Origin of the sequence: Actinomadura rudentiformis, from assembly GCF_008923185.1 — a bacterium.
Lineage (GTDB): Bacteria > Actinomycetota > Actinomycetes > Streptosporangiales > Streptosporangiaceae > Spirillospora > Spirillospora rudentiformis.
Window position 1 is genome coordinate 410869 of sequence record NZ_WBMT01000004.1, and the last position, 25763, is coordinate 436631.

Sequence of the window (25763 nt, forward strand, 5' to 3'; positions counted from 1 at the left end):
GACGGTGGTCACCATCCTCTGATGCGCGGCCACACGGCCGTGACGGTGCGGGAACCGGGTTCGGTCACGTGGTAGCGGTCGTATTGGGCCGCGGTGGCGCAGGCGTGGTTGGGCAGGATCCGCACGCGGGTACCGACCGGCAGGTCGGGCAGGGCGGCGGTGCTACCTGGGCGGATCGCCAGGACGCCATGCTCCTGGCTCGCGTCGACCATCAGCAGGTCCTCGTAGAGATCGCCGTCGAGGTCGGCGACGAGGCCGTAGCCCTGGTCCACTCGCTGGCGTGCGGTACCGCGGTCGCGGGAGGTCGCCATCCAGCCTCCGTCGGTGAGGATCCACCCCTTGTCCGGGCGGTGACCGATCACCGTCGTGACCACCGTCATCGCCAGGTCGGCAGTGGAGCACACACCGATGCCGGCCATCACGAGGTCGAAGAAGACGAAGTTGCCCGCCCGCACCTCGGTGACACCGGTGAGGTCCGTGGCGAAGTGAGCCGTCGGCGTCGACCCGACGCTGACCACGGGCGCATCATGACCGGCCGCCCGCAACGCCTCGGCGGCCTGCACCGCACAGCGCCGCTCGTTCTCAGCGGCAGCGCGCAGCTCTTCGACACCGTCGGCGTGGTAAGACTCGCCGGCATGCACGAGCACGCCCCGCACAATGGCGCCTCCGTCAACGAGTGTCCGCGCGATGTCGAGCAGGACCGGGTCGTCGGGTCGCACCCCGCCGCGGTGGCCGTCGCAGTCAACTTCGATCAGAGCGGGAATGCCCGTGCCTTCGGCGGCGAGCGCGGCGGCCTGCTCCACGCTGTCCAGCAACACCGCCAGGTCCACGCCTCGCTGCCGTAGCGCGGTCACCCGGCGCAGCTTCTGCGGCACGATCCCGACTGCGTAAACGATGTCGCGGTAGCCGACGTCAGCGAACGCCTCAGCCTCAGCCAGCGTCGAGACCGTGATCGGCCCCGGCCCCCCGTCATACAGCAGCGCAGCCACATCTACGGATTTGGCCGTTTTGACATGCGCCCGCAGCGTGACCCCCAACCCGTCCAAATGCGCGCGCAACCGACCGATGTTCGCCGTCACCGTTGCTGGATCTATCGCCAGAAACGGGGTGTACGGATCGTCCAGCGTCCCCTGCCCCTGCGGCCATCCCCACTCGTTCATCAGTTCCCTCACTACTCGCCGACCCCACCCGCCGAGCCGCCCCCGCTCACCGTGCCGCCACCGCTGGCCGCATCGGCACCGCTCGCCTTGTGGCCGCCGCTGACCGTGTCGGCACCGCTGACCGTGTCGCCATCGCTCACCGTGTCGCCATCGCTCACCGTGTCGCCACCGCTCACCGTGTCGCCACCGCTCACCGCGCCGCCACCGCTCGCCTTGTCGGCTCCGCTGACCGTGTCGGCACCGCTCACCGTGTCGGCGCCGCTCACCGTGTCGGCGCCGTTCGCCGTGTCTGCGCCGATCGACTCGTTGGCGCCGATCGTCGTGACGGGGCTGCGTGCGGTGTCGGGGCGCTCCTGGGGTGGCGATGGCCTCTTGCGGCATTCGGCCAGATCGGCGTACACGGCCGAGCGGGACACACCGAGTCGTTCGGCGATCCGGGGCACCGCGTTGCGGACAGTGAAGACACCACGCCGATCCAAGACCTGAAGCAGCGCCAGCCGCTCCCCTCGGCTCAAAGCGCCCACCGGCTTGCCACGAGACACCTCTTCGGCCCGGATCAGCGCGTCCACGACGTCATCGAAGTCGTCACTGAACGTGGTGGCCGGTATCTGTACGGGCAATGTCCCGGCCAGTGCCGTCAACAAGTCGCTCGCCTGCCGCAAAACCGAGACGTCGACATTGACGCACAGGGCACCGAACACCTGGCCCGCGCCATCGCGCAGCGGCATGGTGGAGGACTTGATGATCCGCCCATCCGGGGTACGCGTCATGTAGTTGATGTCGTTCTGCGCCGCATCACCCTGGGCGAGCACGGCCAAGCCGATCTCGCTCAGCGCACTGCCGACCTTGCGGCCGGTCACCGCGCCGGACACCGCCACGACCGACTGCTCACCCCGCCGGTAGTCGTGCAGCACGACCTCACACGTCGGTCCGAACGTCCCCGCCAGGCCGTCGATGACCGGCATCAACGCCGACAAGATCACGTCCGCACTGTCGTCGGCCACCGCACGGTCCCTTTCGTCCGTCTCCTACCAGGGACCCTATCAGTAGTTTTAGTCCAGAGTCTGGACGAAAGATCCAACCCACACCGACGGTTTCCGGAGCGTGCACAACTCCGGCTCACTCAGAGCGAGGACCACCGATGATCGTGTCGGAGGGATTCGTGCGCCCCTCGTAGGGCCGATAGATCGTGCGTGAGATGGGAAAGCCAGCCCGCTTCACCGCCCAGAGGGCGTCCTCGGCCTTCTGCTGCCGCCCCGCTATCCAGAAGATGTAGTCCCGGGCGTCGCGCATCTGGAAGCACAGCCCAAAGGTCCTGAAGAACCTCTTGCACACGTAGACCTTGGCCACTTCCGCCTGCAGGATCACGTGCGCCTTACCCATCGCATGGATGGTCGCGCCTTCATCGTCCAGGACGAAAGAGGCGGGGCGAACGGCGGCGTTCCCGCCGAACAATTTCACCGGAACCTCGGCCTCACCGCTCCACGAACCACCCACCAGCAGATCCCTTCGTCGTCCGACATACCTCGGACGCCCCGTAAGGATCTTTGGATCCGCTAGCCCCATCGGCTCTGGTAGAGGTGTCGGTCATGTCTGTTCATCTCACTCGTATGTCAGAGTTCGCGGGCCTGCCGGTCGTTGACGTCACACCGTTCGGCATCGATGACAAGCAGGGGGCGTTGGATCGGTCGCCGGCAGGGGTGGCCTGGCGGGTGAGGACGGTGGATTACGAGGAATTCGAGCGGGCCTTTGTCAGGTTCTTGGACGAGGTCGACTCCGCCACGGTGACCGCCCTGCTCTTTGGTGAGTGGGAGAACGGCGGCGAGGCCGACCCGGTGGGCCTGCTCAAGGCCGCCGCCGGACGGTTCCCGAACCTGCGCTCGCTGTTCCTCGGTGATGCCGACGTTTGGGACGAGTGGCGGATCTCGTGCGTCGAGTACACCGACATCACCCCGCTGCTGGAGGCGTTCCCGCTGCTGGAGCGCTTCGGGCTGCGCGGCGGCGAGGGATACGGCCAGTTCCCAGTGCGGCTGGAGCCGTTCCGACACAGGCACCTGCGAGAACTCCGGTTCGAGTCGACCGGGCTGCCGGCGCAGGTGGTACGTGCGGTGGCCGGCAGTGACCTCCCCAAGCTCGAACATCTGGAGTTGTGGTTCGGCACAACCGCCTACGGCGGCGACGCCACCGTCGCGGACCTGGCGCCGATCTGGTCGGGTGAGCTGTTGCCGTCCCTGCGGCACCTGGGATTGCAGAACGCCGAGATCCAGGACGAGATCGCCGCCGCCGTGGCGGGAGCGCCGGTGGTGGCCAGGCTGGAGTCACTGGCGTTGTCGCTGGGCACGCTCACGGACGAAGGTGCGGAGGCGCTGCTGTCCGGCCAGCCGCTGACCCACCTGCGTTCACTCGACCTGCGTCACCACTATCTGAGCGGTTCGATGATGAAGCGGATCGAGAAGGCCCTGCCCGGCGTCAAGGTCGATCTTGACGACCAGCAGGACGGCGGCGCTTTCCGTTGGACCGCCGTCGCAGACGGAGATTGACGGAGGCCGTAAAAGCACAACGTGGTCATGCCCACAACGCGGCCAGGCACATCGCGTGGGGTCTCACTCCCCTAGGCGGCTCAGCGCCTGCATGGCCTCACGCTCTACTCGTGAAAGATCACCAAGGATGGTGCCCGCCCGCACGAGGCACTGCGAGTCGCCCGATTCACCGGCTTTTGTGATCAGTGCTGCGACTTCTGTCCACAGGGCGGCTGCCTCGGCGTAGAGCCCGTGGCCAGTACGCAAGTGGCTGCTGTCGAGCACTTGGGTGCATTCGGCGAGGAAGTCGCGGTAGAGGTTGCGGAACAGGGCGCCGCCGGTCCCGGCCTTCTCCATCAAGAGGGCAGCCTGTGGCAGGTCCCGCTGCGGGGCGTCGGTGCGCTGGAGCCATGTGCGTACGAGCTTGCCGGCCTTCTCAATGCCTCGGTGGCCGAGGTTGGCGATGGGCGGGTTGAGGAAGGCGTCGGCACAGGCGGTGATGGCGGGAACGATCTGCTCCTGCGGAGAGGGCAGGCTCCCTGGAACGGTGAGGGTGAAGGACCGGTGCTTGGCGGCCATCGGGCCACGTGCGGCCCTGGCCTGGGCGAGGCTGGTCAGGCTGGTGGACACCGCTCCGCCTTGCTGGTCGGTGTCGACCAGCAAGGCGTCGCGGTGGTCGTAGCCGTACATGGCGACGACATGACCACCGAAGTGCACCTTGGACCCGAAGTAGTCCAGGTAGTAGCTGTCGAGCTGCAGTCCGACGGGGCGACCGGCGTCGATGGAGGCCGTCACGTTCTCCCATGCCCGGCGGGGCGAGGTGGTCTCCTGGACCAGGAGCTCCAGGTCGAGCCTGGTCGCCAGGTTTCTGGTGAGGTCGAACGGCTTGATTCGGCCCCCGAGGAAGGGGAAGTCCAAGTTCTTGCCGTCCCAGTAGATGAAGGACAGGCCGGAGCCGAGGCCGAAGAGCATGGGCTCGGACAGATCGAGACCTTGGTGCCGCAGCAGCACCCCCAGCGCCGTCGTCTCGCAGTGCTGCATACCGCGGGCATCAATGCCGCTGACCGTGGTCACGCCATGCCCTCCTTGACGTGGAGCCGGCGTCCACGCGCGGAATCGCGCACGAAGCGCCGATGGAAATCGTTCTGCACGCCACCATGGTGGACTCTCCCACTGTGGGAAAGTCCACCGCTGCGCGCAGCGGGCGGTCAGCGTCTGAGCCTGACGATTGGTAGCGGCCCACAAGCGAGCTCCGGCCCTGCCCGGTCTTCTCGTGGTGGGATCTTCATCGGAACGAGGGTGCTTGGAGGCCCTGGGTCACCAGGTCTTGCCGGCCTGCTCGCGGACGGCGTGGTTAAGCCGGTTGAAGAAGTTGGTCAACGCGATGTCCAGGATGATCGCGGATAGCTGCTTCTGGTCGAAATGGGCGGCGGCTGCGTCCCAGATATCGTCGGTCACGCCTGGCGCGCCATCCTGGATCCGGGTGGCGGCTTCGGCCAGTGCGAGCGCTGCCCGCTCCGCCTCGGTGAAGAAGGGCGTCTCGCGCCAGGCGACCACGTTGTGCAGGCGCTCGTCGGTCTCTCCGTGCTTCTTCGCCGACGCCACCCCGGCAAATACGCACGGGCTGCACCCGTTGACCTGGCTGGCCCGCAAGTGGACCAACTCGATCACGAGAGGGTCGACGCCACCGGCGTGGACCGCCTTGTTGAGATGCTGGATCGCCGTCATCACGTCGGGACTCACCGGGCCGTTCATGCGTGCTTGCATCGATCTTGCTCCCTATCGGTTACCTGTGCCCGTCCGGGGCCGTCATCACCTATGACGGAACAGATCCGAGGAAGGTAACGACATGCCCGACACCAGCCCGGCAGTGGCCGAGACGTTCCAGGACCAGCGCGACCGGCTGCGCGCGGTCGCCTACCGCATGCTCGGATCGCACGCCGACGCCGAGGACGTGGTCCAGGAGGCCTGGCTGCGGCTCTCCCGCCAGGACACCGCGACCATCCACAACCTCGCCGGCTGGCTGACGACGGTGGTCGGACGGATCAGCCTGGATGTCCTGCGATCCCGCCAGGCCCGCCCTGAAGCGTCCTACGATGACCGGCTGCCCGAATTCGTGGTGACGGTCGACGACGGCCCTGCGCCCGAGGACGAGGTGGCGCTCGCCGACTCCGTGGGGCTCGCGCTGCTCGTCGTCCTGGAGTCGCTCGGGCCGAGCGAGCGGCTGGCGTTCGTGCTGCACGACCTGTTCGGGGTGCCGTTCAACGAGATCGGCCAGATCCTCGGCAAGTCGACCGCCGCCACCAAGATGCTCGCCAGCCGCGCGCGCAGGAAGGTGCAGGGGACCGAACGGCAGCCGGTCACCGGACAGGAGCAGCGAGAGGTGGTCGATGCCTTCCGCGCGGCCGTGGCCAGTGGCGACTTCGAACGCCTACTGCGCGTGCTCGACCCGGACGTGAAACTGACCGTCGACACCCCCGGCGGCGTGGTCGTCACCCTCGGCGCCACCAAGGTCGCCACCGGCGCGCAGATGTTCTCCCGCGCAGCCGCGCGGCAGCGCACGGTGCTCGTCAACGGCCTGCCCGGGTTCCTCTCCTGGCGCGAGAACGGAACCCCGCTCTCGCTCATCGCGTTCACCGTCGCCAACGGCCGGATCGCCGCCATCACAGCCGTGGCCGACCCGACCAAACTCGCGTCCATGGACCTGCCGGATCCGGCGTGAACCACCGCCGGGTGCATGCGCCACTCGTTGTACGGCCGAGCTCGCGAGCGCTGGCGACAGCGCCGCCCGAACGAGTCAGCAGGCTAATCACGATGTCGCGGACGACCGCAGGCCACTCCAGCGCGTGGTGCCCGTCAGGTTGCTGTCCCGCCCTGGGCAGCGGGGAAGCTGCGGCCCGTCCAAGCTCAGCAGACCGCCTGCCGCCTTAGCTGCGCTACCACTTATGATTGCGCGATGTCGCTCACAGTGCGCTGGACTCGGCTGCTGATGGTGGTATTGGCAGCCGGCTTTGCAGGAGCGGCCTACGCAATCCGCGCCACGATGGACGGGCCCATCGAACAGTACTCAGGCGCCGCCTTGTCCGCGGCCATCGTCTACACGCTAGTGATCGTCATATGGCCGCCGATTTCACCACTACCCGCCGGCAGCACCGCGATCGCATACTGCTGGTTCATCGAGTTCGCACAGCTCACCCCCATACCGGCGGCACTCTCCCAACGCAGCTGGTTCGCGCGCCAGCTGCTAGGCGCCCAGTTCGACCTCATTGATGTTGCCTGGTACCCCGTCGGCGTCATCCCATTGGTCGCCGCGCATTGGTTCATCCGAGGCCGCACACGTTCTCGAACAGACCCGACACCCGCCCTCACATCGTGATCTGGAAGAGCGGTAGGGGATTTTCATGAACACTGGTATTCGTGGAAGCAGGACGCGTGGCTAAATGCCGCGTCGGTGGTCGATGACGCGATCGCGGTATTCCTGGAACGCCCGCCATCCCGCCGTGTCCCCGTCCGACAGGAACTCTCCTGAAGACACGTCAAGGGCCCGGCAGCCGAGGATTCGAGCGGTCTCGACAACGATCGGCACCACGTCGTCGCCGCCTCCACGGACATGGAGCATCACCGACTCCACCGGGTCATCGCTGCCGATGTTCACTTCGATCGACCAGTTTTCCGACTCCATACGGCCCCACGTCGGATCGGACAGGTCGATCAGAGGCACATGTCGCCGCAGCCGATCCAGTACGTCCCGCAACGAGCCAATCGGCCCCGGGTCGAAATCCTTGGGCAATTCATCGACACCGACGACCTCGCCGGGAGCCTTCAACACCAGCACATCCCAGCTCACAGCCACCTCCGCATCGACTCCACCGAAACCTATGACACGCCCTGGTGTCGTCGGATTGCGGACCCGAGTCATAGTGTCGACGCATGGAGCAGCATCCCCTCGTTCGTGAGGTCTTCCCCGACCTGGTCGCCGAGCTGGTAGCCCTCTTGGAGGACGAGGGCGAGAACATGCTGGCCATCAGCGCGTGGGATCTCCGCTTGGTCGCCGAGTGCGGTTGCGGTGACGACTTCTGCCAGAGTTTCCTTACCGAAGATCACCCGCGAGGCCAGCCGTTCGGTCCCGGCCACCGATGTGTTCCTTTGATGCCTTCAGAAGGAATGCTCATCCTCGATGTCGTGGACGAAAGGATCATGTACGTCGAAGTGCTCAACCGTCCACCAATGCGTGACCACCGCGTACAACAGCAGTGACCCCGGCTCCGGCGGCGGGCTCCAGGCGGTCACGTGTAGGTGACGCGGTAACGCAGATGCGTGACGTCCCTGCCCTCCAGAACGGTGATCGGCCCCTCGAGCACGACCGGCGCGTTCTGGAGATGGTCGAAGAACGGCGTGCCGCCGCCGAGCAGCACCGGGACGAGGTCGACGAAGATCTCGTCGAGGAGCCGGGCCTCCAGGCACTGGCGCGCGATCGTGCCGCCGTTGACCCCGACGTCCAGATCGCCCGCGATCTCCTTGGCCCGCTCGACCGCGGCCTCGATGCCGTCGTGGACGAAGACGAAAGCCTCGTTCTCCGGCTCCCAGCCGTCGGGCACGGTGTGGGTGAGGACGACCGTCTTCCTGCCCAGCGGGTGCCGGCCGCCCCAGCCACTGGTGAAGTCGAACAGCTTGCGGCCGACGATCAGCGCCCCGAGCTCGGCCATCCGTTCGCTGAAGTAGTCATGGCTCACCTTGGTCATCATCATCGTCATGTTCGGGTCGGCGGTCTTCATCGGGACGTCGCCGTTGCCGTTCCATTTGAAAAGATGCTCGAAGCCCGTCTCGCCCGGTCCCGCGATGTAGCCGTCCAGCGACATGCTGGCCCCGGTGCTCACCTTTCCCATGGCCGCGCTCCTCTCGTCCTGCCTGATTGTGAGCGTTGAGACCATCCATCCCCGGAAAACTCATCGCCGGACAGGCGAGCCCGCTGAGGCAGCCCGCGTGACGACATCACGTGGTCCGCCACACGCCTCATCCGCAGTTGGCCCTCCAGAAGGCATCGTGCAGTAAGTTCTAATCTCGCCACTCTCCGTATCCTTTCATGTCGCGAGAGTAGGCAATCACCTGTCGAGACGAGGGGAACCGGCCGACTCGGCCACCCGTGCAGGGGCAGTAGCCGACCGCCCGGGCCGCGCCGACCTGGCGTCGTCCCCGCAGTCCCGCGTCGAGAACGGAAGGCCATGGGAAGAACCAGTCTCGGACCTGTCATCAAGGACGTACTCGGTGCTCCGGCGGTCCAGGCCGAGACTGCGAGGCTCGCCGCCCAACTGGGTCTGTCAACCGGTGACGCCGAAGAGAAGCTCAAGGCCCACCTGCGGCTCTTGGTCCCGTCACAGGAGGAGCGGGCCATGCGGCTGCTGCACGCGATTTCGCATCCGGTGGTGTGCTGCTGGAATCTGCAAGCGGAACGTTCCGCGGCAGCCGTGCTCCACCGCCTTTCCGCACGTCACCCGTTGGTCTTCCTGCCCGCACACCGCTGCTACGCCGATCCGATGGTCCTGGCCACGACCCTTCGGGCGGTCGGTCTCCCGCCGACCATCCGGTTCACCGGGGACACCATGGCGTTCTGGCCTATCGGACATCTGGGTCGTCGCGCGGGTTCGGTGTTCATCCGGCGGAACCTGGCCGGGGATCCCCTGTACGCGCTGGCCGTCCGCAGCTATCTCAGGTACGCGGTGCGTCAGGGCCACAACCTGGAGTGGTATCCCGAGGGCGGCCGCTCGCGGACTGGCCGGCTGCGTCCGTTCCAGCACGGCCTGATCCGCGACCTGGTCGATGTGCTGGACGAGAGCCCGTCCGGTGATGCGTACGTGGTGCCGGTGACCATCGCCTACGAGCTCCTCCCCGATGTCGAGAGGCTCGTCGCCGAGGACGCCGGATTCATCAAGAGCGCCCGTGGGATGCGCTGGCTGATCGATCAATGCCGGACCAGCCGGCGGTTGCGCGGCGGGCGAGCGTGGATCAGCTTCGGCACACCGTTCTCAATCCGGGAATGCACCGGCCTCCCCCAAGCCCAGCGGAGCGCCGATGTGCCAGGCACGAGCCGTGAGGCGACCGCAACGCAGGCCAGCGGGTGGAGGGCCACCCATGCCGTGGGCGCCGAACTGGCACGCCGGTTGCAGGCCTCGACCCCGGTGACCCCGGGTTGCCTGCTCATCCTGCTCCTGAACGGGGGCCACCGCGAGCCGCGCGATGTGTGGCAGATCATGCGTGAACTCAAGCCGCTCATGGCGTTCATCAGCGACCGCGCGATCCCCGCGGTGAATATGCGTTCACTCACCTCACAGGGTGAGGTCCAGCGGACGCTGGGCCGGCTGATACGCGCCGGTGCCATCACCGCCGAAACCCCTAAGCCCACCTCTCCCCGCCGCTACCGGATCGGCCCCGAGCAGGCCCACCTGGCCGCGTTCTACCAGGAACAGGCGGTCCATTGGTTCGTACCGCGCGCCGTCGCCGAGCTCGTGCTGGCCACCGCCGCCAACAGCACGGTGGCCACGGTCGAGTCACGAGCACTACGCCTGCACGGCGTGCTCGACGGTCTGGTCCCGCTGTCTGAGCCGACGGCATTCCTGGAGGCGCTCCACCGCGAGCTGGCCGCGATGGGCTGGACGGATGGAGAGGTGGACGCCGTCGTGGCGCCCAACTCCCCCACCCGGCTGCTGGCCGCCCAGCCGTTCCTGCTGGCCCACCGCGTGCTCGGCGCCCCACTGGAGGCGGCGCTCGCAGCGGCCAATGCCCTGGCCAGGAACGACGTGCAGGCGAGAGACCCGCAGGCAACAGATCTGCAGGCGAGAGACCCGCAGATGGAAGCCCCGCAGGCGGGAGCCCTGCAGCTTCCGCCCGGGCAGGGAGCGCTCAGCGGGCGCTGGCCCGAATCACGGTCACGAGAACGATGGCGCGCCGCGACCGTCGCCGCCGACAAGGCCACCACCAGCGAGAAAACCGCGATCACCGACAAGGCAGACCCCTGCGGGGAAAGACGGCGAGCCTACGCCGCCGAACTGGCCGTCCTCGTCCACGGCCTTGACCTGACCGCCGATCTCGACGCCCGCGCCACCGATGGCGCACCGGCGCCCCTGCCCCTCGCCGACAGCAAGCTCGCGGCCAGCAGCAGCCACGACGCAAGCAGTAACGACGAAGGGCAGGCGAATCCATAACCATCCGAGGCGGTTCACCAGGCCCGAGTGGCGGCACGCCGTCCGCCCAGCGGCCTACCGTGCACCCGGCTGCTTACCGTCCCGTTGTTTCTGCTGATGCGGTGTTGCGGATGGCGGCGCCTGTCGGCTGCGGCGGTGTGGGCATGGCAGCCGGTCGTTTGGCTGGGATGCCGAGTGCCACGAGCATGCCGATGAACGCGAGTGCCGACACTGCGCCCATCGCCGCTGCGAAGCCCTCACTGAACTCCTCGGGTGACGCGTAGCCACCCACGCTCGCGAAGACGGCGACCGCGACGGCGACGCCGAACACCCCGCCGAAGATTCGCAGCATCATGAACGCGCCGGATGCCTGGCCGATCTCCTGCGGCTGCACCGCCCCGACGACCGACTTCTGGGCCGCGGGCATGGCCATGGTGAGTCCGATCCCGCCGATGATCAGCGCGGGCAGCAGTTCGAGATAGCCGGTGTCGGTGTCGGCGACCATGGCGAGCCAGCCCGTTCCGATCGTCTGCAGCAGCAGGCCGCCGACCACGAACACCCGCTCGCCATACCGGTCGGCCAGCGCGCCGGCGATCGGTGCGCACACCATCAGCGTCGCGGTCCACGGCATCAGCCGCAGGCCGGCACCGAGCGGCCCCTCACCGTGCACGGTCTGGAAGTACTGCGCGAGGAAGAACAACGTCCCGTACAGCGAAGCGAACACGGTGAAGTTCGCCGGGTTGGCCGTGGCGAAGGCCCTCACCCGGAAGAACCGCATCGGCAACATCGGCGCCTTCGTACGTTGCTCCCAGAGCACGAACGCGACCACCAGCGCGACGCCGAGCACCAGTGCGCCCAGCACTTCGGCGCTGCTCCAGCCCGCTGCGTTCCCGCGGACCAGACCCCAGACGATGCCGAACGCGCCCAGGGTCACGAGCACGACCCCTCCCAGGTCGAACCGGTTGTTCGGGCCGACGCTCTCGTCCACGCGCCGCGCCGTGAGCATGATCACGATCAGACCGAGCGGCAGGTTCAGCCAGAAGATCCACTGCCAGGCCAGCCCCTCGGCGATGACGCCGCCGACGAACGGGCCGCCGAACGTCGCCAGACCGGTGATGCCGAGGTACAGCCCCATCGCCTTGCCCCGCTGCCGCGGCGGGAACATCGCACTGATCAAGGTGAGCGACAGCGGCAGCACCATCGCGGCACCGACACCCTGCAGCGCCCGGGACGCGATCAGCGATCCGATGTTCGGGGACAACGCGCAGGCGACCGACGCGACGGTGAAGACCGCCAGACCGCCGACGAACATCCGGCGGCGCCCGAACCGATCGCCCAGTGCCGCTCCGGTCAGCAGCAGCACCGCGAACGTCAGGTTGTACGCGTTGACCGTCCACTCAAGTGCTTCGAGCGAGGCCGTCAGATCCTGCCGGATCGTGCTCAGCGCCGTGGTCACGACCAGGCTGTCCAGGGCCATCATGAACGACGCCAAGGAAGCAAGGGCCAACACCCATGCCTGTTTGGGCGTCATCCGCCCCTTCTCATTACTCATTACGTCGGCGTTCAACCGTTCATCCTTTCCGGTGGTCTCTCTCACATGGATGGACACCACCGGTCCGGGAAACTGGTCGCTGCCGGCGCCGCCAAGCCGCTGCGCGCCAAGATGCGCGCCACGCTGCGGCCCCACACGGCCCTCACGCTGGGGTGCCACGCTCCGGTGCCACGCTCCGGCCTTCTTCCCTGGACCAGGATTCGGTGTGGATTGGGTTGGGGCGGTGATTCGCCCGGGGCGGTGCTGCCAAGGTGCCGGTGAGGATCGCTGGAGTTGACCTGTCGAAGAGAGGAAGCAAATGGACGGTTCCCTTCGCGTGGCGGGCCTGCTCCTGGCCACCGCCGTGGCCACCACGGCACTACCAGCGGCACTACCAGGCGTCGCTGTCGCGGCCGCCGTTCCCACCGCACACGTCAGCACGCCCGCCAGCACGCCCGCCCCCGGCCATGCCGCCGGTCACACCCCCGGCCATGCCAGCACGCACGCCACCGGCCAAGCCGTCGGCCATGCCGCCGCTCACACCACCGCTCACACCACTGGCCATGCCACCGGTCATGACGCCGGTCACGCCGGGGGCAATGCCGTCGGCCAGGCCGGGTCCGACCGGCCACTGGCCCGCCTGCTCGCCAGGTTCACCCGCCTCGATCCGCTGCAGAGGCTCGGGATCCTGAAGAAGATGAACGCCAAGTACCCCGGCATCGGCGCCGTCCTCGACAAGCTTCAGTCGATCTCCGTGACGGGCCTGCTGGGCCAGTCCATCCCGGAGTCGCCCGAAAACAAATCGGTCACCACCCTGCTGAACGACCCCGGCTACAAGGACACTGCGGACGACTTCAGGGCGCAGCCCAATCACGAAGCGGCGCTATCGGTCCTGAAAGAGTCGATGGACTAGGGCGCGTATCGACACGCCCTGACGGGGCACGCGCCACGGCCTCACCGACCGGGATCAGTGAGCCCCATGCACTGCCAGGTCACCGGGTGGTGGATTCCCGGATCACCAGCTCGGGCTGGAAGAGGATCTCCTGGTGGGCGTGGTCGGCGGGGTTGTCGCACTCCTCGAGGAGGAGTTCGGCGGCGATCCGTCCGAGCTGGTAGGTCGGCTGGCGGATCGAGGTGAGCTGAACGGCCGAAGCCGTCGTGAACTCGATGTCGTCATAGCCCATCAGCAGGACCCGTTCGGGCACGCGGACGCCCTGTTGCAGGAGGGCCCGCAGGACTCCCATGGCGAGCAGGTCGTTGGCGCAGAAGATCGCGTCGGGGAGTTCGGCGAGCAGGTGTTCGGCGGCCTCCTGGCCCGAACGGGGGGTCAGGTCGGACGCCTCGACCTCGCGCAGCGCCGCGCCGGGGACCTGCCTGACCGCCTTGAGCGCGCCCGCACGGCGGTCGGCGCACTGGCGGATCGTCAGCGGCCCGGACACGTACGCGATGTCGCGTGCCCCTTGCTCCAGCAGGTGGGCGACGGCCGTGTGGCCGCCGGCGATGTCGTCGACGCTGACCGAGCACTGCTGCGCGCGGGTGGCGGCGTGGTCGAGCATGACGGTCCCGATGCCGCGTTCGTGCAGCAGTTTGAGCCGGTCACGGCCGTCCTGCACCGGGGTCACCAGGACGCCCCGGACGCCCTGTTCGGCGAGCATCCGCACGTTCCTGTCCTCGCGTTCGACCGAGGTCGCGGAGCTGCAGACGATCACCGCGTAGCCGCGTTCGCTCATCAGGTCCTCCACGCCCGCGGCCAGCGAGGTGAAGAACGGGTTGGCCAGGTCGTGGACCATCAGGCCGACGAGCTTGCCCTGACCCGCTCTGAGGCTGGAGGCCGATCCGTTGCGGACGAAGCCGAGCTCGCTGATGACCTGCATGACGCGCGCACGGGTGCCGGCCGCGACGCGTTCGGGCCGGTTCAGAACGTTGGAGACCGTTCCGGGTGAGACCCCCGCGGCGAGCGCGACCTCCTTGATGCCGATCGTCCCGTCGCGTTGGCCGGGATCACTGCTCGCCATGGGCCCTCGCTGGCTGTACGTGGGTGAACGGGTGAAGCATGCCACACGCCCGGCAGGTAAGTAAAACGTGTCAATCCGTTATGTCTCTTTGACTTCCAGGTCTTGACGGGTGTCTGAGCTCACATCTACTGTCCACACCACATTCAGAGTTAAAACGATTTTTACCCAGGGGACCCACAGATGAGACCAGGAGGCCGCAGGTGAGCGAGCCGCAGGTGAGCGATCCGACGCCCGTGCTGGCGCTTGCCGACGTGAGCAAGTCGTTCGGCGCGGTCCAGGCTCTGCGCGGGGTCCGCCTGAGCCTGTTCGCGGGCGAGATCCACGCACTGGCCGGGGAGAACGGGGCGGGCAAGTCCACGCTGGTGAAGACCTTCGCCGGCGTGCACCGCCCCGACGACGGCCAGGTCCTGCTGAACGGCGAGCCGGTGGTCTTCCACAGCCCGGCCGACGCCCAGCATGCCGGGGTCGCGGTGATCTACCAGGAGCCCACGCTGTTCCCCGACCTCACGGTCGCGGAGAACATCTTCATGGGCCGCCAGCCGCGCGGCGCGTTCGGCCGGCTCGACCGGGGCGCGATGAACGCCGCCGCCGAGGAGCTCTTCGCCCGGCTCGGTGTGGTGCTCGATCCCGCAGGCCCCGCGCGCGGCCTGTCGATCGCCGACCAGCAGGTCGTCGAGATCGCCAAGGCGATCTCCCGCGACGCCAAGATCCTGATCATGGACGAGCCGACGGCGGCGCTGACGGGCCGCGAGGTCGAGCGCCTGTTCGCCGTGGCCCGCACGCTGGCGTCCCATGGTTGTGCGCTGCTGTTCATCTCGCACCGGCTGGAGGAGATCTTCTCGCTCTGCCAGCGCGTGACGATCCTGCGGGACGGCGCCTGGATCGCCACCGAGAGCGTCTCCGACCTCACCGAGGACGACCTCGTCCAGCGCATGGTCGGCCGCGAGCTGACCGAGCTCTACCCGAAGGTGGCGGTCGATCCGGGCGAGGTCGCTTTGGAGGTGTCCCGGCTGACCCGCGAGGGCGTCTTCACCGACGTCTCGTTCAACGTGCGGCGCGGCGAGATCGTCGCGCTCGCCGGGCTGGTCGGCGCGGGCCGTTCCGAGGTCGCCCGGGCGATCTTCGGCGTCGACCGGTGGGACGCCGGGTCGGTGGCGGTCGAGGGCAAGCCGCTGCGCGCGGGCTCGCCGACCACCGCGATGGCCGCCGGGGTCGCGCTGGTGCCCGAAGACCGGCGCCAGCAGGGCCTGGTGATGGAGCTGTCGATCGAGCGGAACATGGCGGTCACCGGGATGAAGCGGCTGCGGCGCGGCCCGATCATCCGCGGCTCGGCCGAACGCGCCCTCGCCTCCGACTGGGCCACGCGCCTCCAGCTCAAGTACTCCCGCCTGTCGGACGCCGTGGGCGTCCTGTCCGGCGGCAACCAGCAGAAGGTCGTCCTCGGCAAGTGGCTGTCGACTGACCCGAAGGTTCTGATCATCGACGAACCGACCCGGGGCATCGACGTCGGGACCAAGGCGGAGGTTCACCGCCTGCTGTCCAACCTGGCCGCCGAGGGCCTGGCCGTTCTGATGATCTCGTCCGACCTGCCCGAGGTGCTCGGCATGGCCGACCGGATCCTCGTCATGCACGAGGGACGGCTGACCGCCGAGATCGCCCGGGCCGACGCCACCGAGGAGAAGGTCATGGCCGCCGCCACCGGACGCGGGGAGGCCGCCGCGTGAACGGCACGAGCGCGAAGGACACCAGCGCGAACGGCGCCGACGCGAACGGCAAGAGCGGGGACGGTAACGGCAAGGGCGGGAACGGCGCGAGCGCGAGCGGCACGCGAGTGAACGGCACGCGCATGAACGGCACCCTGGAACGCCTGGGCCGGATCCGGGAGCTCGGCATCGTCGGCGCGACGGTCCTGCTGTTCGTCGTCACCGGCCTGGCCAACTCCGGGTTCCTCTCGATCGACAGCTTCCGCGACATCCTGCTCAACGCCTCGATCATCGGACTGCTGGCCATCGGCCAGGCCATGGTGATCATCACCCGGAACGTGGACCTGTCGGTCAGCTCGACCACCGGCCTGTCCGCGTTCCTGGCGGGTGTGCTGCTGGCCGACCACAAGGGCCTGCCGGTGATCGTGGTGGCCCTCGCGTGCATCGCGATGGGGGCGGCATGGGGGCTCCTCAACGGTGCCCTGGTCGCCTACTTCCGGATCCCGGCGCTGGTGGCGACGCTCGGCACGCTGTACGTGATCCGCGGCGTCGACTACTGGTTCGCGGGCGGCCGCCAGGTCAACGCGGCCGACATGCCGTCGGGCTTCCTGTCCCTCGGCACCGCGAAGATCGTCGGGGTGCCGGTGCTGCCGCTGATCACCCTGGCGGTGCTGGCCGCCGTCGGCTGGGGGCTCGCGAACCTCCGGTCGGGCCGCGAGCTGTACGCGATCGGCTCGAACCCGGACGCGGCGATCCTCGCCGGCGTGCCCGTCACCCGGCGCCTGCTGACGGTGTTCGTGCTGAACGGAGCGATCGCGGGCCTCGCCGGCGTGCTGTGGGCGGCCCGGTTCGGCACGCTCGACGCCACCGTGGCCACCGGCAAGGAGCTCGACGTGGTCGCCGCAGCCGTCGTCGGCGGCGTGGCGATCTCCGGCGGCGTCGGCAGCGCCTGGGGCGCGGCGCTCGGCGCACTGCTGCTGACCTCGATCAGCAGCGCCCTGGCCGTGCTGAAGGTCGACTCGCTCGCCCAGTACGCCATCAACGGCGCGCTACTGCTCGCCGCGATCGTCCTGGACCGGCTGCTCGCACTGCGGCTCGCCGCCCGGTTGCGCAAGAAGAGCCGCGAACGGTCCGTCGAGACCACCCCATTGGCCGCGGAGGCAACCCGATGAACATCGAGACCACCCCGAAGGTCGCGGAGGTGACCCGATGAGCGACGTGAAGAACAGGCTGATGTCGTGGGAGAGCGCGCTGCTGGTGCTGCTGATCGGCTCCTGGTCGGTCGCCTCCCTCACCGTGGAGGGCTTCTCCGGCACGTCGAACATGTCGTTCCTCCTGCTGGACGTCTCGGAGATCGCGCTCATGGCGATCCCGCTGACCCTCGTCGTCATCACCGGTGAGATCGACCTGTCGGTCGCCTCGACGCTCGGCCTGACCAGCGCGATCATCGGCACGCTCTGGGACGCGGGACTCACCATCGAGTCGATCTTCGTGATCGCGCTCCTCGTCGGCGCCGTCTGCGGCCTGGTCAACGGGCTGCTGGTGACCCGGCTCGGGCTCCCCTCGCTGGCCGTCACGATCGGCACCCTCGCCCTGTACCGAGGGCTGGCGTACGTGGTGCTCGGGGACAAGGCCGTGGCCGACTTCCCGCAGGTCTACACCGGCTGGGCGACCGGCTCCATCGGCCCGATCCCGAAGCCGATCCTGCTGGTCGCGGTCCTCGCCGTGATCGCCGGAGTGATCCTGCACGCCACCCCGCTCGGCCGGTCGGTCTTCGCGCTCGGCTACAACCAGGAGGCAGCCTACTTCGCCGGGATCCGGGTGAAGCGGATCAAGCTCTGGTTGTTCGTCGCGTCCGGCGTGTTCGCCTCCCTGGCCGGGATCGTCTACACCCTGCGCTACTCCAGCGCCCGCGCCGACAACGGCACCGGCCTGGAACTGGCCGTGGTCGCGGCCGTGCTGCTCGGCGGGGTGTCGTTCTTCGGCGGCCGCGGCACGCTCCCGGGCGTCCTCACCGGCGTCCTGGTCTTCGGCGTGCTGCGCAACGCGCTCATCCTCGCCGACGTGTCCAACGAGGTCCTCAACTTCGTGACCGGCCTGCTGCTCATCTCCTCGGTACTCGCTCCCAACCTCGCCACGCTCGTCCGGAATCGCAGGTCCCGGACGGTCACACCACCACCACTCATGGAAGGAACGTCCGTCTAATGTCCCTCTTGCCAAAGCTCACGGCACTGGCCGTGGCGAGCGTGCTGCTCACCGCCTGTGGCGGAACCACGAAGGACGACGCGAAGACCGAGGCCCCGGCGGCGGGCGGCGGCGCCAGCGCCAACCCCAACGCGCCGCTCAAGTCCGGGCTGAAGATCGCCTTCCTGCCCAAGCAGATCAACAACCCGTACTTCACGATCGCGAACAAGGGCGGCGCCGACGCCGTCAAGGCGTTCAAGGGTGAGAGCAAGGAGGTCGGCCCGTCCGACGCCAGCGCCTCCAGCCAGGTGTCGTACATCAACACGCTGACCCAGCAGAAGCAGGACGTCATCGTCATCTCCGCCAACGACTCCAACGCGGTCGTCCCGGCGCTCAAGAACGCCCGTAACGCGGGCATCAAGGTCGTCACCTACGACTCCGACGCCGCCGTCGCGGGCCGTGACGTCTTCATCAACCAGGCCAGCGCCGAGGACATCGGCCGCACCGAGGTCCAGCTGCTCGCCAAGCAGATCGGCAACAAGGGCAAGATCGCGGTTCTGTCGGCGACGCCGAACGCCACGAACCAGAACACCTGGATCGAGTTCATGAAGGACGAGCTCAAGAAGCCCGAGTACAAGGACATGGAGCTCGTCAAGGTCGCCTACGGCAACGACGACGACCAGAAGTCGTTCACCGAGACCCAGGGCCTGCTCAAGTCCTACCCGGACCTCAAGGGCATCATCTCGCCGACCACCGTCGGCATCGCCGCAGCGGCCCGGTACCTGTCCGGCTCGCCGCACAAGGGCAAGGTCGCGCTGACCGGCCTCGGCACGCCCAACCAGATGCGCAAGTTCGTCAAGGACGGCACGGTCAAGGAGTTCGAGCTCTGGAACCCCGCCGACCTCGGCTACCTGGCCGCCTACGCGGGCGGCGCGCTGGCCTCCGGGCAGATCACCGGCAAGGAGGGCGAGACGTTCGAGGCCGGCAAGCTCGGCAAGAAGACCGTCGGCAAGGACGGGGTCGTCATCCTCGGCCCGCCCACCGTCTTCAACACCGGGAACATCGACCAGTTCGACTTCTAGGCCCGCACTGGACACCTGACGTCGAAGACACCTGACACTGAAGGCTCCCATGCGACGGGTTTGTTTTCTCCTGAAGGTCCGCCAAGACCGGCTTGAGGAATACCGAAGGGCTCACGAGCGCGTCTGGCCCGAGATGCTGGACGCGCTCCGTGAGACCGGCTGGCGGAACTACTCCCTCTTCCTGCGCGACGACGGCCTGCTCGTCGGTTATCTGGAGACCGACGACTTCGACGCCGCGCTCGCCGGGATGGCCGCCACCGACGTCAATGCCCGCTGGCAGCACGAGATGGCTCCCTATTTCGAGGACCTGGAAGGCGCCGCCCCCGACACCGGGATGGTGCCGCTCACCGAGGTCTTCCACCTTGACTAGAAGCGCTGATTCGGGGATGAGAGACGATGACTGACAGCACCCCCCCGCCGGGGATCGCGACCGAGCCCGGCACCACCTCCGCGCCGGGCGGCATCGCCGGCCTGGACGATCTGATGATCGAGACGCCCTCGTGGGCGTACGGCAACTCCGGCACGCGTTTCAAGGTCTTCGCGCAGCGGGGGGTGCCCCGCGACCCGTACGAGAAGATCGCCGACGCGGCGCAGGTGCACGCGTTCACCGGGGCCGCCCCGACCGTCGCCCTCCACATCCCGTGGGACAAGGTCGACGACTACGCCGCGCTCGCGGAGTACGCGCGCTCGCTCGGGGTCGGGCTCGGGGCGATCAACGCGAACGTCTTCCAGGACGACGACTACATGCTCGGCTCGGTGACCAACCCCGACCCCGGCGTGCGGCGCAAGGCGACCGACCATTTGCTCGAGTGCGTCGACATCATGGACGCCACCGGGTCGCGCGACCTGAAGTTGTGGTTCTCGGACGGGACGAACTACCCCGGCCAGGACGACATCCGCACCCGTCAGGACCGCCTGGCGGACGCTCTCGCCGAGGTGTACGAACGGCTCGGCCAGCACCAGCGGATGTTGCTGGAGTACAAGCTGTTCGAGCCGAGCTTCTACACGATGGACGTGCCGGACTGGGGCACCTCGTTCGCGCACTGCGTCGCGCTCGGGCCCAAGGCGGTCGTCTGCGTCGACACCGGCCACCACGCGCCGGGGACCAATATCGAGTTCATCGTCGCGATGTTGCTGCGCGCGGGGAAGCTCGGGGCGTTCGACTTCAACTCCCGCTTCTACGCCGACGACGACCTGATGGTCGGCTCGGCCGACCCGTTCCAGCTGTTCCGGATCATGCACGAGGTGGTGCGCGGCGGCGGGCTCGACCCGGCAACCGCGGTGGCCTTCATGCTGGACCAGTGCCACAACATCGAGCCGAAGATCCAGGGCCAGATCCGCTCGGTGATGAACGTCCAGGAGGCCACGGCCAAGGCGCTGCTCGTCGACGCCCCCGCGCTGAAGGCGGCGCAGGACGCGGGTGACGTGCTCGGCGCCAACGCCGTGCTCATGGACGCCTACAACACCGATGTCCGCCCCCTGCTCGTGCAATGGCGCGAGGACAAGGGACTGGCGGGCGACCCGATCGCCGCGTACAAGGCGTCGGGCTACTTCGAGAAGATCGTCGCCGAACGCGTCGGCGGCACCCAGGCCGGATGGGGGGCCTGAACGACCATGAGCATCGTCGAAGAACTCCTGAACCGCAGCCACACGCTCGGATCGGACCCGCGCAACACCAACTACGCCGGAGGCAACACCTCCGCGAAGGGCGCCGAGACCGACCCGGTCACCGGCGAGCCCGTGGAGCTGATGTGGGTCAAGGGCTCGGGCGGTGACCTCGGCACGCTGACCGCCGCGGGCCTGGCCGTGCTGCGGCTGGACCGGCTGCGGGCCCTCGTGGACGTCTACCCCGGGGTGGACCGCGAGGACGAGATGGTCGCTGCCTTCGACTTCTGCGCGCACGGGAAGGGCGGGGCGGCACCGTCGATCGACACCGCCATGCACGGGCTGGTCGAGGCCGAGCACGTGGACCACCTCCACCCCGACAGCGGCATCGCGATCGCGACGGCGGCCGACGGCGAGGCGCTGACTCAGACGATCTTCGGGGACCGGGTCGTGTGGGTACCGTGGCGGCGCCCGGGCTTCCAGCTCGGACTGGACATCGCGAAGATCAAGGCGGAGAACCCGCAGGCGATCGGCGTGATCCTCGGCGGCCACGGCATCACCGCCTGGGGTCAGACCTCGGCCGAATGCCAGGCCAACTCCCTGGAGATCATCCGCACGGCCGAGACGTATCTGGCCGAGCACGGACGTCCCGAGCCGTTCGGCCCGGTGATCTCCGGCTACGAGCCGCTGCCCGAGGCCGAACGGCACGTCCGGGCCGCAGAGCTGTTCCCGTTGCTGCGCGGCCTGGCGTCCACGGACCGTCACCAGGTCGGCCACTACACAGACAGCGACGCTGTCCTGGACTTCGTCTCCCGCGCCGAGCACCCCAGACTGGCCGCCCTCGGCACGTCCTGCCCGGACCACTTCCTGCGTACGAAGGTCGCGCCGCTCGTTCTCGACCTGCCGACCTCCGCACCGCTCGACCAGGTCCGCAACAGGCTGGGCGAGCTGCACGCCGCCTACCGGGCGGAATACGAGGCGTACTACCAGCGCCACGCCACCCCCGACTCGCCCGCGATGCGCGGCGCCGACCCGGCGATCGTGCTGGTTCCGGGCGTGGGGATGTTCTCGTTCGGCGCGAACAAGCAGACCGCCCGCGTGGCCGGCGAGTTCTACGTGAATGCGATCAACGTGATGCGCGGCGCCGAGTCGGTCTCGTCCTACCGGCCCATCGACGAGGCCGAGAAGTTCCGGATCGAGTACTGGTCGCTGGAGGAGGCCAAGCTCCAGCGCATGCCGAAGCCCAAGCCGCTCGCGACCCGCGTCGCATTCGTGACGGGCGGCGGATCGGGCATCGGCGCGGCCACCGCGCGGCGCCTCGCGGCCGAGGGCGCGTGCGTGGTCGTCGCCGACCGCGACCTCACGTCCGCGGAGAAGGTCGCGGCCGAGCTCGGCGGGTCCGACGTGGCGATCGCGGTGGCAGCCGACGTCACCAGCGAGGACGACATCCGCGCAGGCCTGGCGACCGCCGTCCTGGCCTTCGGCGGAGTGGACCTCATCGTGAACAACGCCGGCCTGTCCCTCTCGAAACCCCTTCTCGAAACCACCGTCGCCGACTGGGACCTCCAGCACGACGTCATGGCCCGCGGCTCGTTCCTGGTCTCCCGGGAGACCGCCAAGATCATGATCGATCAGGCGATGGGCGGCGACATCGTCTACATCTCGTCCAAGAACTCGATCTTCGCGGGCCCCAACAACGTGGCCTACAGCGCCGCCAAGGCCGACCAGGCCCACCAGGTCCGCCTGCTCGCCGCCGAACTCGGGGAACACGGCATCCGCGTCAACGGCATCAACCCGGACGGCGTCGTCCGCGGCTCGGGCATCTTCGCCTCCGGCTGGGGCGCCAACCGCGCCGCGGTCTACGGCGTCGAGGAGGAGAAGCTAGGCGAGTTCTATGCCCAACGGACACTTCTCAAGCGCGAGGTGCTCCCTGAGCACGTGGCCAACGCGGTCTTCGCACTGACCGGCGGCGACCTCACGCACACCACCGGCCTCCACGTCCCAGTAGACGCCGGAGTCGCGGCCGCCTTCCTGCGCTGATGAAGATCGCACTCTTCGTCACCTGTGTGAACGACACGCTGTACCCACAAACGGGGAAGGCCGTCGTCTCCATCCTGGAGCGCCTAGGGCACGAGGTGGACTTCCCGCTAACCCAAACCTGCTGCGGGCAGATGCACCTCAACAGCGGCTACCCCCACCAGGCACTCCCCTTGGTGGAAGCGTTCACGACAACCTTCGAGGGCTACGACGCCATCGTGGTCCCATCCGGCTCCTGCGCCGCGATGGTCCGTGACTGGCACAGCACCGTCGCCCACGAAGCCGGACGAGAAGACCTGGCCCAACGCGCAAAGTCGCTTGCCCCGCGCGTCCATGAGTTCTCCGAGCTTCTCGTGGACGTTCTGGGCGTCACCGACGTGGGCGCCGTCTTCCCGCATCGGGTCACCTACCACCCGACCTGCCACGGGCTGCGGATGCTGAAGCTCGGCGACCGCCCGCAACAGCTGCTGAGGGAGGTCGACGGCCTGGAGCTGGTCGACCTCCCCGACGCAACCGAGTGCTGCGGCTTCGGCGGCACGTTCGCCCTCAAGAACGCGGACGTGTCAGCGGCCATGTGCGCCGACAAGGTCGCCGCCGTCAAACAGACCCGAGCCGAGGTGCTCTGCGCCGTGGACAACTCCTGCCTCATGCACATAGGCGGCACGCTCTCCCGCCAACGCAGCGGCGTCCGCGTCATGCACCTGGCCGAAATCCTGGCGAGCACAGCATGACCAACAAACCCGACCCAAACAGCACGAGCAACCTGGGTGGCGTGGGTGGCGGGAGGATGCCTACTTACGTTGGGATGCCCTCGTTTCCTAAGGCGGCTCGGGAGGCGGTTGCTGACAGTAGGTTGCGGGCCAATCTTGCTCACGCCACGGGGACGATCCGGGAACGGCGGCAGCGGGCTGTTGACGAACTGCCGGATTGGGCGGAGCTGAGGGAGGCGGCGCGGCAGATCAAGGACCACACGCTGCGGCATCTCGACCATTACTTGATGATGCTGGAGGAGAAGGTCACCGCCGCCGGTGGGACGGTGCACTGGGCACGCGATGCGGATGAGGCGAACGCCATCGTCGCTCGGCTGGTGGAAGAGACCGGCGAGCGGGAGGTGGTCAAGGTCAAGTCCATGGCCACGCAGGAGATCGGGCTGAACGAGGCGCTCGCCGAGCGTGGCATCACCGCGTACGAGACCGACCTCGCCGAGCTCATCGTCCAGCTCGGTGACGATCGGCCGTCGCACATTCTCGTTCCCGCGATCCATAAGAACCGGGCCGAGATCCGCGAGATCTTCCAGCGGAAAATGCCGTCGGCGCCGGCCGACCTCACCGACGATCCCGCTGTGCTCGCCGAGGCGGCGAGGCGGCATCTGCGGGCCAAGTTCCTGTCGGCCAAGGTCGCGGTCTCTGGCGCGAACTTCGCGATCGCCGAAACCGGCACCGTCCTGGTGGTCGAGTCGGAGGGCAACGGGCGGATGTGCCTGACCCTTCCGGACACACTCATCACCGTCATGGGCATCGAGAAGCTCCTGCCGACCGCTCGCGATCTTGAGGTGTTCCTGCAGGTGCTCCCCCGTTCCTCCACTGCGGAACGCATGAATCCCTACACCTCGGCCTGGACCGGGGTGCATGCCGGAGACGGGCCGTCGGCGTTCCATCTGGTGCTGCTCGACAACGGGCGGACCGCCATCAACGCCGACCCCGTGGGCCGCGAGGCCCTGCGTTGCATCCGCTGCTCGGCGTGCCTGAACGTCTGTCCCGTCTACGCGCGCGCCGGCGGGCACGCCTATGGCTCGCCCTATCCCGGGCCCATCGGCGCGATCTTGTCTCCCCAGATTCGGGGCATCGGCTCTGACGTCGACGCCTCACTCCCCTTCGCGTCGTCCCTGTGCGGAGCGTGTTACGAGGTGTGCCCCGTCGCCATCGACATTCCTCGCATCCTCGTCCACCTGCGGGCCCGGGCACCCAAGAAGGCGCCCGAACGGCTGGCGATGACGGCCGCCGCGTGGAGCCTCCGTACTCCCAAGCGGTTGGCCGCCCTGCAGCGAGCCGCCGCGCGGGGACGGCGGTTCGCCCGTCATGCCCGGATGCCGAGGAGCTGGACGGACACGCGTGACCTACCCGTCCCGCCCGCCCAGTCGTTCCGCCAATGGTGGAAGGAAGGCCGATGACCAGCGCACGCCAAGCCATCCTGGGCAGGCTCCGCAGTTCCGGCGATCCGGCAGCCGAGTACGAGCAGATCGCCCGCGACTACCTGATCCGCCATCACGAGCAGGACCTCCGCGAGCTGTTGGCCGAACGGCTCGCCGACTACCGCGCGATCGTCCACGACGCACCGGTCAGCGAACTGCCCACAGCGCTGCGCGAAGGACCGTACGTGATACCGCCCGACCTCCCGGCCGAGTGGACCGCCGGACTCGCGGACCGCGTGGTCACCGAGCCGTACGACCTGGAGGCCGTCGGCGGGGTGATCACCGGCTGCGCCGTCGCGATCGCCGAGACCGGAACGATCGTGCTGGACCACGGGCCCCGTCAGGGACGCCGGGCACTGACCCTCGTTCCCGACCATCACCTGATCGTCGTCACACCCGACCAGATCGCCGCCGACGTGCCGGAAGCGCTGGCACGTCTCGACCTGACACGCCCCCTGACGTTCATCTCGGGGCCCTCGGCCACCAGTGACATCGAGCTGTCCCGGGTCGAGGGAGTCCACGGACCCCGCACGCTGGAGGTATTCCTCGTTTGACGTC

Annotated in this window: 25 protein-coding genes; 16 read left to right on the forward strand and 9 right to left on the reverse strand. The window is 68.2% G+C overall.

From position 1 onward, the window contains the following. Positions 1–8 precede the first annotated feature (8 nt). The 3 genes from F8566_RS11235 to F8566_RS11245 all read right to left on the reverse strand — a co-directional run bounded on the left by F8566_RS11235 (position 9) and on the right by F8566_RS11245 (position 2657). Entirely contained in the window at positions 9–1160 is a 1152-nt protein-coding gene (locus tag F8566_RS11235; protein ID WP_151560089.1) for a DSD1 family PLP-dependent enzyme, read from the reverse strand. An 11-nt stretch (positions 1161–1171) separates the two neighbouring features. Next, positions 1172–2164 (reverse strand): helix-turn-helix transcriptional regulator, encoded by a 993-nt coding sequence (locus F8566_RS11240; RefSeq protein ID WP_225993047.1) that lies wholly within the window; start codon positions 2162–2164, stop codon positions 1172–1174. A 115-nt stretch (positions 2165–2279) separates the two neighbouring features. After that, positions 2280–2657: a hypothetical protein gene (locus F8566_RS11245; RefSeq protein ID WP_151560090.1), complete on the reverse strand. Its 378-nt coding sequence runs from the start codon at positions 2655–2657 to the stop codon at positions 2280–2282. Between the two features lie 92 nt (positions 2658–2749). Here F8566_RS11245 and F8566_RS11250 point away from each other — a divergent pair, with 92 nt between their 5' ends. Beyond that, positions 2750–3700 carry an STM4015 family protein gene (locus F8566_RS11250; RefSeq protein WP_225993048.1) on the forward strand — a complete coding sequence of 317 codons (951 nt, stop codon included), beginning with the start codon at positions 2750–2752 and terminating at the stop codon, positions 3698–3700. Between the two features lie 63 nt (positions 3701–3763). Here F8566_RS11250 and F8566_RS11255 read toward each other — a convergent pair whose 3' ends face one another. Continuing rightward, complete coding sequence (locus F8566_RS11255; protein WP_151560091.1) at positions 3764–4753, reverse strand: BtrH N-terminal domain-containing protein; 990 nt, start codon at positions 4751–4753, stop codon at positions 3764–3766. A 243-nt stretch (positions 4754–4996) separates the two neighbouring features. Beyond that, the gene (locus tag F8566_RS11260) at positions 4997–5446 is read right to left on the reverse strand and encodes a carboxymuconolactone decarboxylase family protein (RefSeq protein ID WP_151560092.1); all 450 of its coding nucleotides are present in this window, start codon (positions 5444–5446) and stop codon (positions 4997–4999) included. Positions 5447–5528: 82 nt separating this feature from the next. Between F8566_RS11260 and F8566_RS11265 the strand changes: the two genes are divergently transcribed. Together F8566_RS11265 and F8566_RS11270 are read left to right on the forward strand one after the other, a co-directional pair. Beyond that, entirely contained in the window at positions 5529–6401 is an 873-nt protein-coding gene (locus tag F8566_RS11265) for a sigma-70 family RNA polymerase sigma factor (RefSeq protein WP_151560093.1), read from the forward strand. Between the two features lie 234 nt (positions 6402–6635). Beyond that, the gene (locus F8566_RS11270; RefSeq protein ID WP_151560094.1) at positions 6636–7055 is read left to right on the forward strand and encodes a ribosomal maturation YjgA family protein; all 420 of its coding nucleotides are present in this window, start codon (positions 6636–6638) and stop codon (positions 7053–7055) included. 60 nt (positions 7056–7115) lie between these two features. Here the strand turns inward: F8566_RS11270 and F8566_RS11275 are convergent, their stop codons facing one another. After that, entirely contained in the window at positions 7116–7526 is a 411-nt protein-coding gene (locus tag F8566_RS11275; protein ID WP_151560095.1) for a hypothetical protein, read from the reverse strand. An 83-nt stretch (positions 7527–7609) separates the two neighbouring features. Between F8566_RS11275 and F8566_RS11280 the strand changes: the two genes are divergently transcribed. Further along, on the forward strand, positions 7610–7936 hold the full coding sequence (locus F8566_RS11280; RefSeq protein ID WP_151560096.1) for a hypothetical protein: 327 nt from the start codon (positions 7610–7612) through the stop codon (positions 7934–7936). Between the two features lie 29 nt (positions 7937–7965). Here F8566_RS11280 and F8566_RS11285 read toward each other — a convergent pair whose 3' ends face one another. Next, complete coding sequence (locus F8566_RS11285) at positions 7966–8565, reverse strand: dihydrofolate reductase family protein (protein WP_151560097.1); 600 nt, start codon at positions 8563–8565, stop codon at positions 7966–7968. 336 nt (positions 8566–8901) lie between these two features. On the opposite strand from F8566_RS11285, the gene F8566_RS11290 reads away from it, so the two are divergent. Further along, on the forward strand, positions 8902–10878 hold the full coding sequence (locus F8566_RS11290) for a 1-acyl-sn-glycerol-3-phosphate acyltransferase (protein ID WP_151560098.1): 1977 nt from the start codon (positions 8902–8904) through the stop codon (positions 10876–10878). 73 nt (positions 10879–10951) lie between these two features. Here the strand turns inward: F8566_RS11290 and F8566_RS11295 are convergent, their stop codons facing one another. Then, on the reverse strand, positions 10952–12388 hold the full coding sequence (locus F8566_RS11295; protein ID WP_151560099.1) for a DHA2 family efflux MFS transporter permease subunit: 1437 nt from the start codon (positions 12386–12388) through the stop codon (positions 10952–10954). A 319-nt stretch (positions 12389–12707) separates the two neighbouring features. On the opposite strand from F8566_RS11295, the gene F8566_RS11300 reads away from it, so the two are divergent. Beyond that, a complete protein-coding gene (locus tag F8566_RS11300; protein ID WP_151560100.1) occupies positions 12708–13301 on the forward strand; it encodes a hypothetical protein in 594 nt (197 codons plus the stop codon). Positions 13302–13380: 79 nt separating this feature from the next. Here F8566_RS11300 and F8566_RS11305 read toward each other — a convergent pair whose 3' ends face one another. Continuing rightward, entirely contained in the window at positions 13381–14403 is a 1023-nt protein-coding gene (locus F8566_RS11305; protein ID WP_151560101.1) for a LacI family DNA-binding transcriptional regulator, read from the reverse strand. Between the two features lie 200 nt (positions 14404–14603). Here F8566_RS11305 and F8566_RS11310 point away from each other — a divergent pair, with 200 nt between their 5' ends. The 10 genes from F8566_RS11310 to F8566_RS11355 all read left to right on the forward strand — a co-directional run bounded on the left by F8566_RS11310 (position 14604) and on the right by F8566_RS11355 (position 25759). Next, positions 14604–16127 (forward strand): sugar ABC transporter ATP-binding protein, encoded by a 1524-nt coding sequence (locus F8566_RS11310; protein ID WP_151560102.1) that lies wholly within the window; start codon positions 14604–14606, stop codon positions 16125–16127. After that, positions 16124–17278, forward strand: coding sequence for an ABC transporter permease (locus F8566_RS11315; protein WP_225993049.1), 1155 nt, complete (start codon positions 16124–16126; stop codon positions 17276–17278). The genes F8566_RS11310 and F8566_RS11315 overlap by 4 nt, the downstream gene beginning before the upstream one ends. 37 nt (positions 17279–17315) lie before the next feature. Continuing rightward, complete coding sequence (locus tag F8566_RS11320; RefSeq protein ID WP_151560103.1) at positions 17316–18311, forward strand: ABC transporter permease; 996 nt, start codon at positions 17316–17318, stop codon at positions 18309–18311. Next, positions 18311–19372: a rhamnose ABC transporter substrate-binding protein gene (gene rhaS, locus F8566_RS11325; RefSeq protein ID WP_151560104.1), complete on the forward strand. Its 1062-nt coding sequence runs from the start codon at positions 18311–18313 to the stop codon at positions 19370–19372. Before F8566_RS11320 ends, rhaS begins: the two co-directional genes overlap by 1 nt. 49 nt (positions 19373–19421) lie before the next feature. After that, positions 19422–19742 carry an L-rhamnose mutarotase gene (locus F8566_RS11330; RefSeq protein WP_151560105.1) on the forward strand — a complete coding sequence of 107 codons (321 nt, stop codon included), beginning with the start codon at positions 19422–19424 and terminating at the stop codon, positions 19740–19742. A 113-nt stretch (positions 19743–19855) separates the two neighbouring features. Continuing rightward, positions 19856–20980, forward strand: a complete 1125-nt coding sequence (gene rhaI, locus F8566_RS11335) for an L-rhamnose isomerase (RefSeq protein ID WP_151560172.1) — start codon at positions 19856–19858, stop codon at positions 20978–20980. A gap of 6 nt (positions 20981–20986) precedes the next feature. Next, the gene (locus F8566_RS11340) at positions 20987–23017 is read left to right on the forward strand and encodes a bifunctional aldolase/short-chain dehydrogenase (RefSeq protein ID WP_151560106.1); all 2031 of its coding nucleotides are present in this window, start codon (positions 20987–20989) and stop codon (positions 23015–23017) included. Next, complete coding sequence (locus F8566_RS11345; protein WP_151560107.1) at positions 23017–23745, forward strand: (Fe-S)-binding protein; 729 nt, start codon at positions 23017–23019, stop codon at positions 23743–23745. Before F8566_RS11340 ends, F8566_RS11345 begins: the two co-directional genes overlap by 1 nt. Before the next feature lie 74 nt (positions 23746–23819). After that, complete coding sequence (locus F8566_RS11350; protein WP_225993050.1) at positions 23820–25184, forward strand: LutB/LldF family L-lactate oxidation iron-sulfur protein; 1365 nt, start codon at positions 23820–23822, stop codon at positions 25182–25184. Continuing rightward, on the forward strand, positions 25181–25759 hold the full coding sequence (locus F8566_RS11355) for a LutC/YkgG family protein (protein ID WP_151560109.1): 579 nt from the start codon (positions 25181–25183) through the stop codon (positions 25757–25759). The genes F8566_RS11350 and F8566_RS11355 overlap by 4 nt, the downstream gene beginning before the upstream one ends. Positions 25760–25763: the final 4 nt, after the last annotated feature.

What these genes read in the sequence shown, in the direction of transcription:
- F8566_RS11320 (WP_151560103.1), top strand. Translation starts at nt 17,316, where the DNA reads ATGAGCGACGTGAAGAACAGGCTGATGTCGTGGGAGAGCGCGCTGCTG.
- F8566_RS11260 (WP_151560092.1), bottom strand. Translation starts at nt 5,446, where the DNA reads ATGCAAGCACGCATGAACGGCCCGGTGAGTCCCGACGTGATGACGGCG.
- F8566_RS11285 (WP_151560097.1), bottom strand. Translation starts at nt 8,565, where the DNA reads ATGGGAAAGGTGAGCACCGGGGCCAGCATGTCGCTGGACGGCTACATC.
- F8566_RS11330 (WP_151560105.1), top strand. Translation starts at nt 19,422, where the DNA reads ATGCGACGGGTTTGTTTTCTCCTGAAGGTCCGCCAAGACCGGCTTGAG.
- F8566_RS11290 (WP_151560098.1), top strand. Translation starts at nt 8,902, where the DNA reads ATGGGAAGAACCAGTCTCGGACCTGTCATCAAGGACGTACTCGGTGCT.
- F8566_RS11250 (WP_225993048.1), top strand. Translation starts at nt 2,750, where the DNA reads ATGTCTGTTCATCTCACTCGTATGTCAGAGTTCGCGGGCCTGCCGGTC.
- F8566_RS11340 (WP_151560106.1), top strand. Translation starts at nt 20,987, where the DNA reads ATGAGCATCGTCGAAGAACTCCTGAACCGCAGCCACACGCTCGGATCG.
- F8566_RS11280 (WP_151560096.1), top strand. Translation starts at nt 7,610, where the DNA reads ATGGAGCAGCATCCCCTCGTTCGTGAGGTCTTCCCCGACCTGGTCGCC.
- F8566_RS11355 (WP_151560109.1), top strand. Translation starts at nt 25,181, where the DNA reads ATGACCAGCGCACGCCAAGCCATCCTGGGCAGGCTCCGCAGTTCCGGC.
- F8566_RS11295 (WP_151560099.1), bottom strand. Translation starts at nt 12,388, where the DNA reads ATGACGCCCAAACAGGCATGGGTGTTGGCCCTTGCTTCCTTGGCGTCG.
- F8566_RS11265 (WP_151560093.1), top strand. Translation starts at nt 5,529, where the DNA reads ATGCCCGACACCAGCCCGGCAGTGGCCGAGACGTTCCAGGACCAGCGC.
- F8566_RS11270 (WP_151560094.1), top strand. Translation starts at nt 6,636, where the DNA reads ATGTCGCTCACAGTGCGCTGGACTCGGCTGCTGATGGTGGTATTGGCA.
- F8566_RS11350 (WP_225993050.1), top strand. Translation starts at nt 23,820, where the DNA reads ATGCCCTCGTTTCCTAAGGCGGCTCGGGAGGCGGTTGCTGACAGTAGG.
- F8566_RS11300 (WP_151560100.1), top strand. Translation starts at nt 12,708, where the DNA reads ATGGACGGTTCCCTTCGCGTGGCGGGCCTGCTCCTGGCCACCGCCGTG.
- rhaS (WP_151560104.1), top strand. Translation starts at nt 18,311, where the DNA reads ATGTCCCTCTTGCCAAAGCTCACGGCACTGGCCGTGGCGAGCGTGCTG.
- F8566_RS11305 (WP_151560101.1), bottom strand. Translation starts at nt 14,403, where the DNA reads ATGGCGAGCAGTGATCCCGGCCAACGCGACGGGACGATCGGCATCAAG.
- rhaI (WP_151560172.1), top strand. Translation starts at nt 19,856, where the DNA reads ATGATCGAGACGCCCTCGTGGGCGTACGGCAACTCCGGCACGCGTTTC.
- F8566_RS11235 (WP_151560089.1), bottom strand. Translation starts at nt 1,160, where the DNA reads ATGAACGAGTGGGGATGGCCGCAGGGGCAGGGGACGCTGGACGATCCG.
- F8566_RS11345 (WP_151560107.1), top strand. Translation starts at nt 23,017, where the DNA reads ATGAAGATCGCACTCTTCGTCACCTGTGTGAACGACACGCTGTACCCA.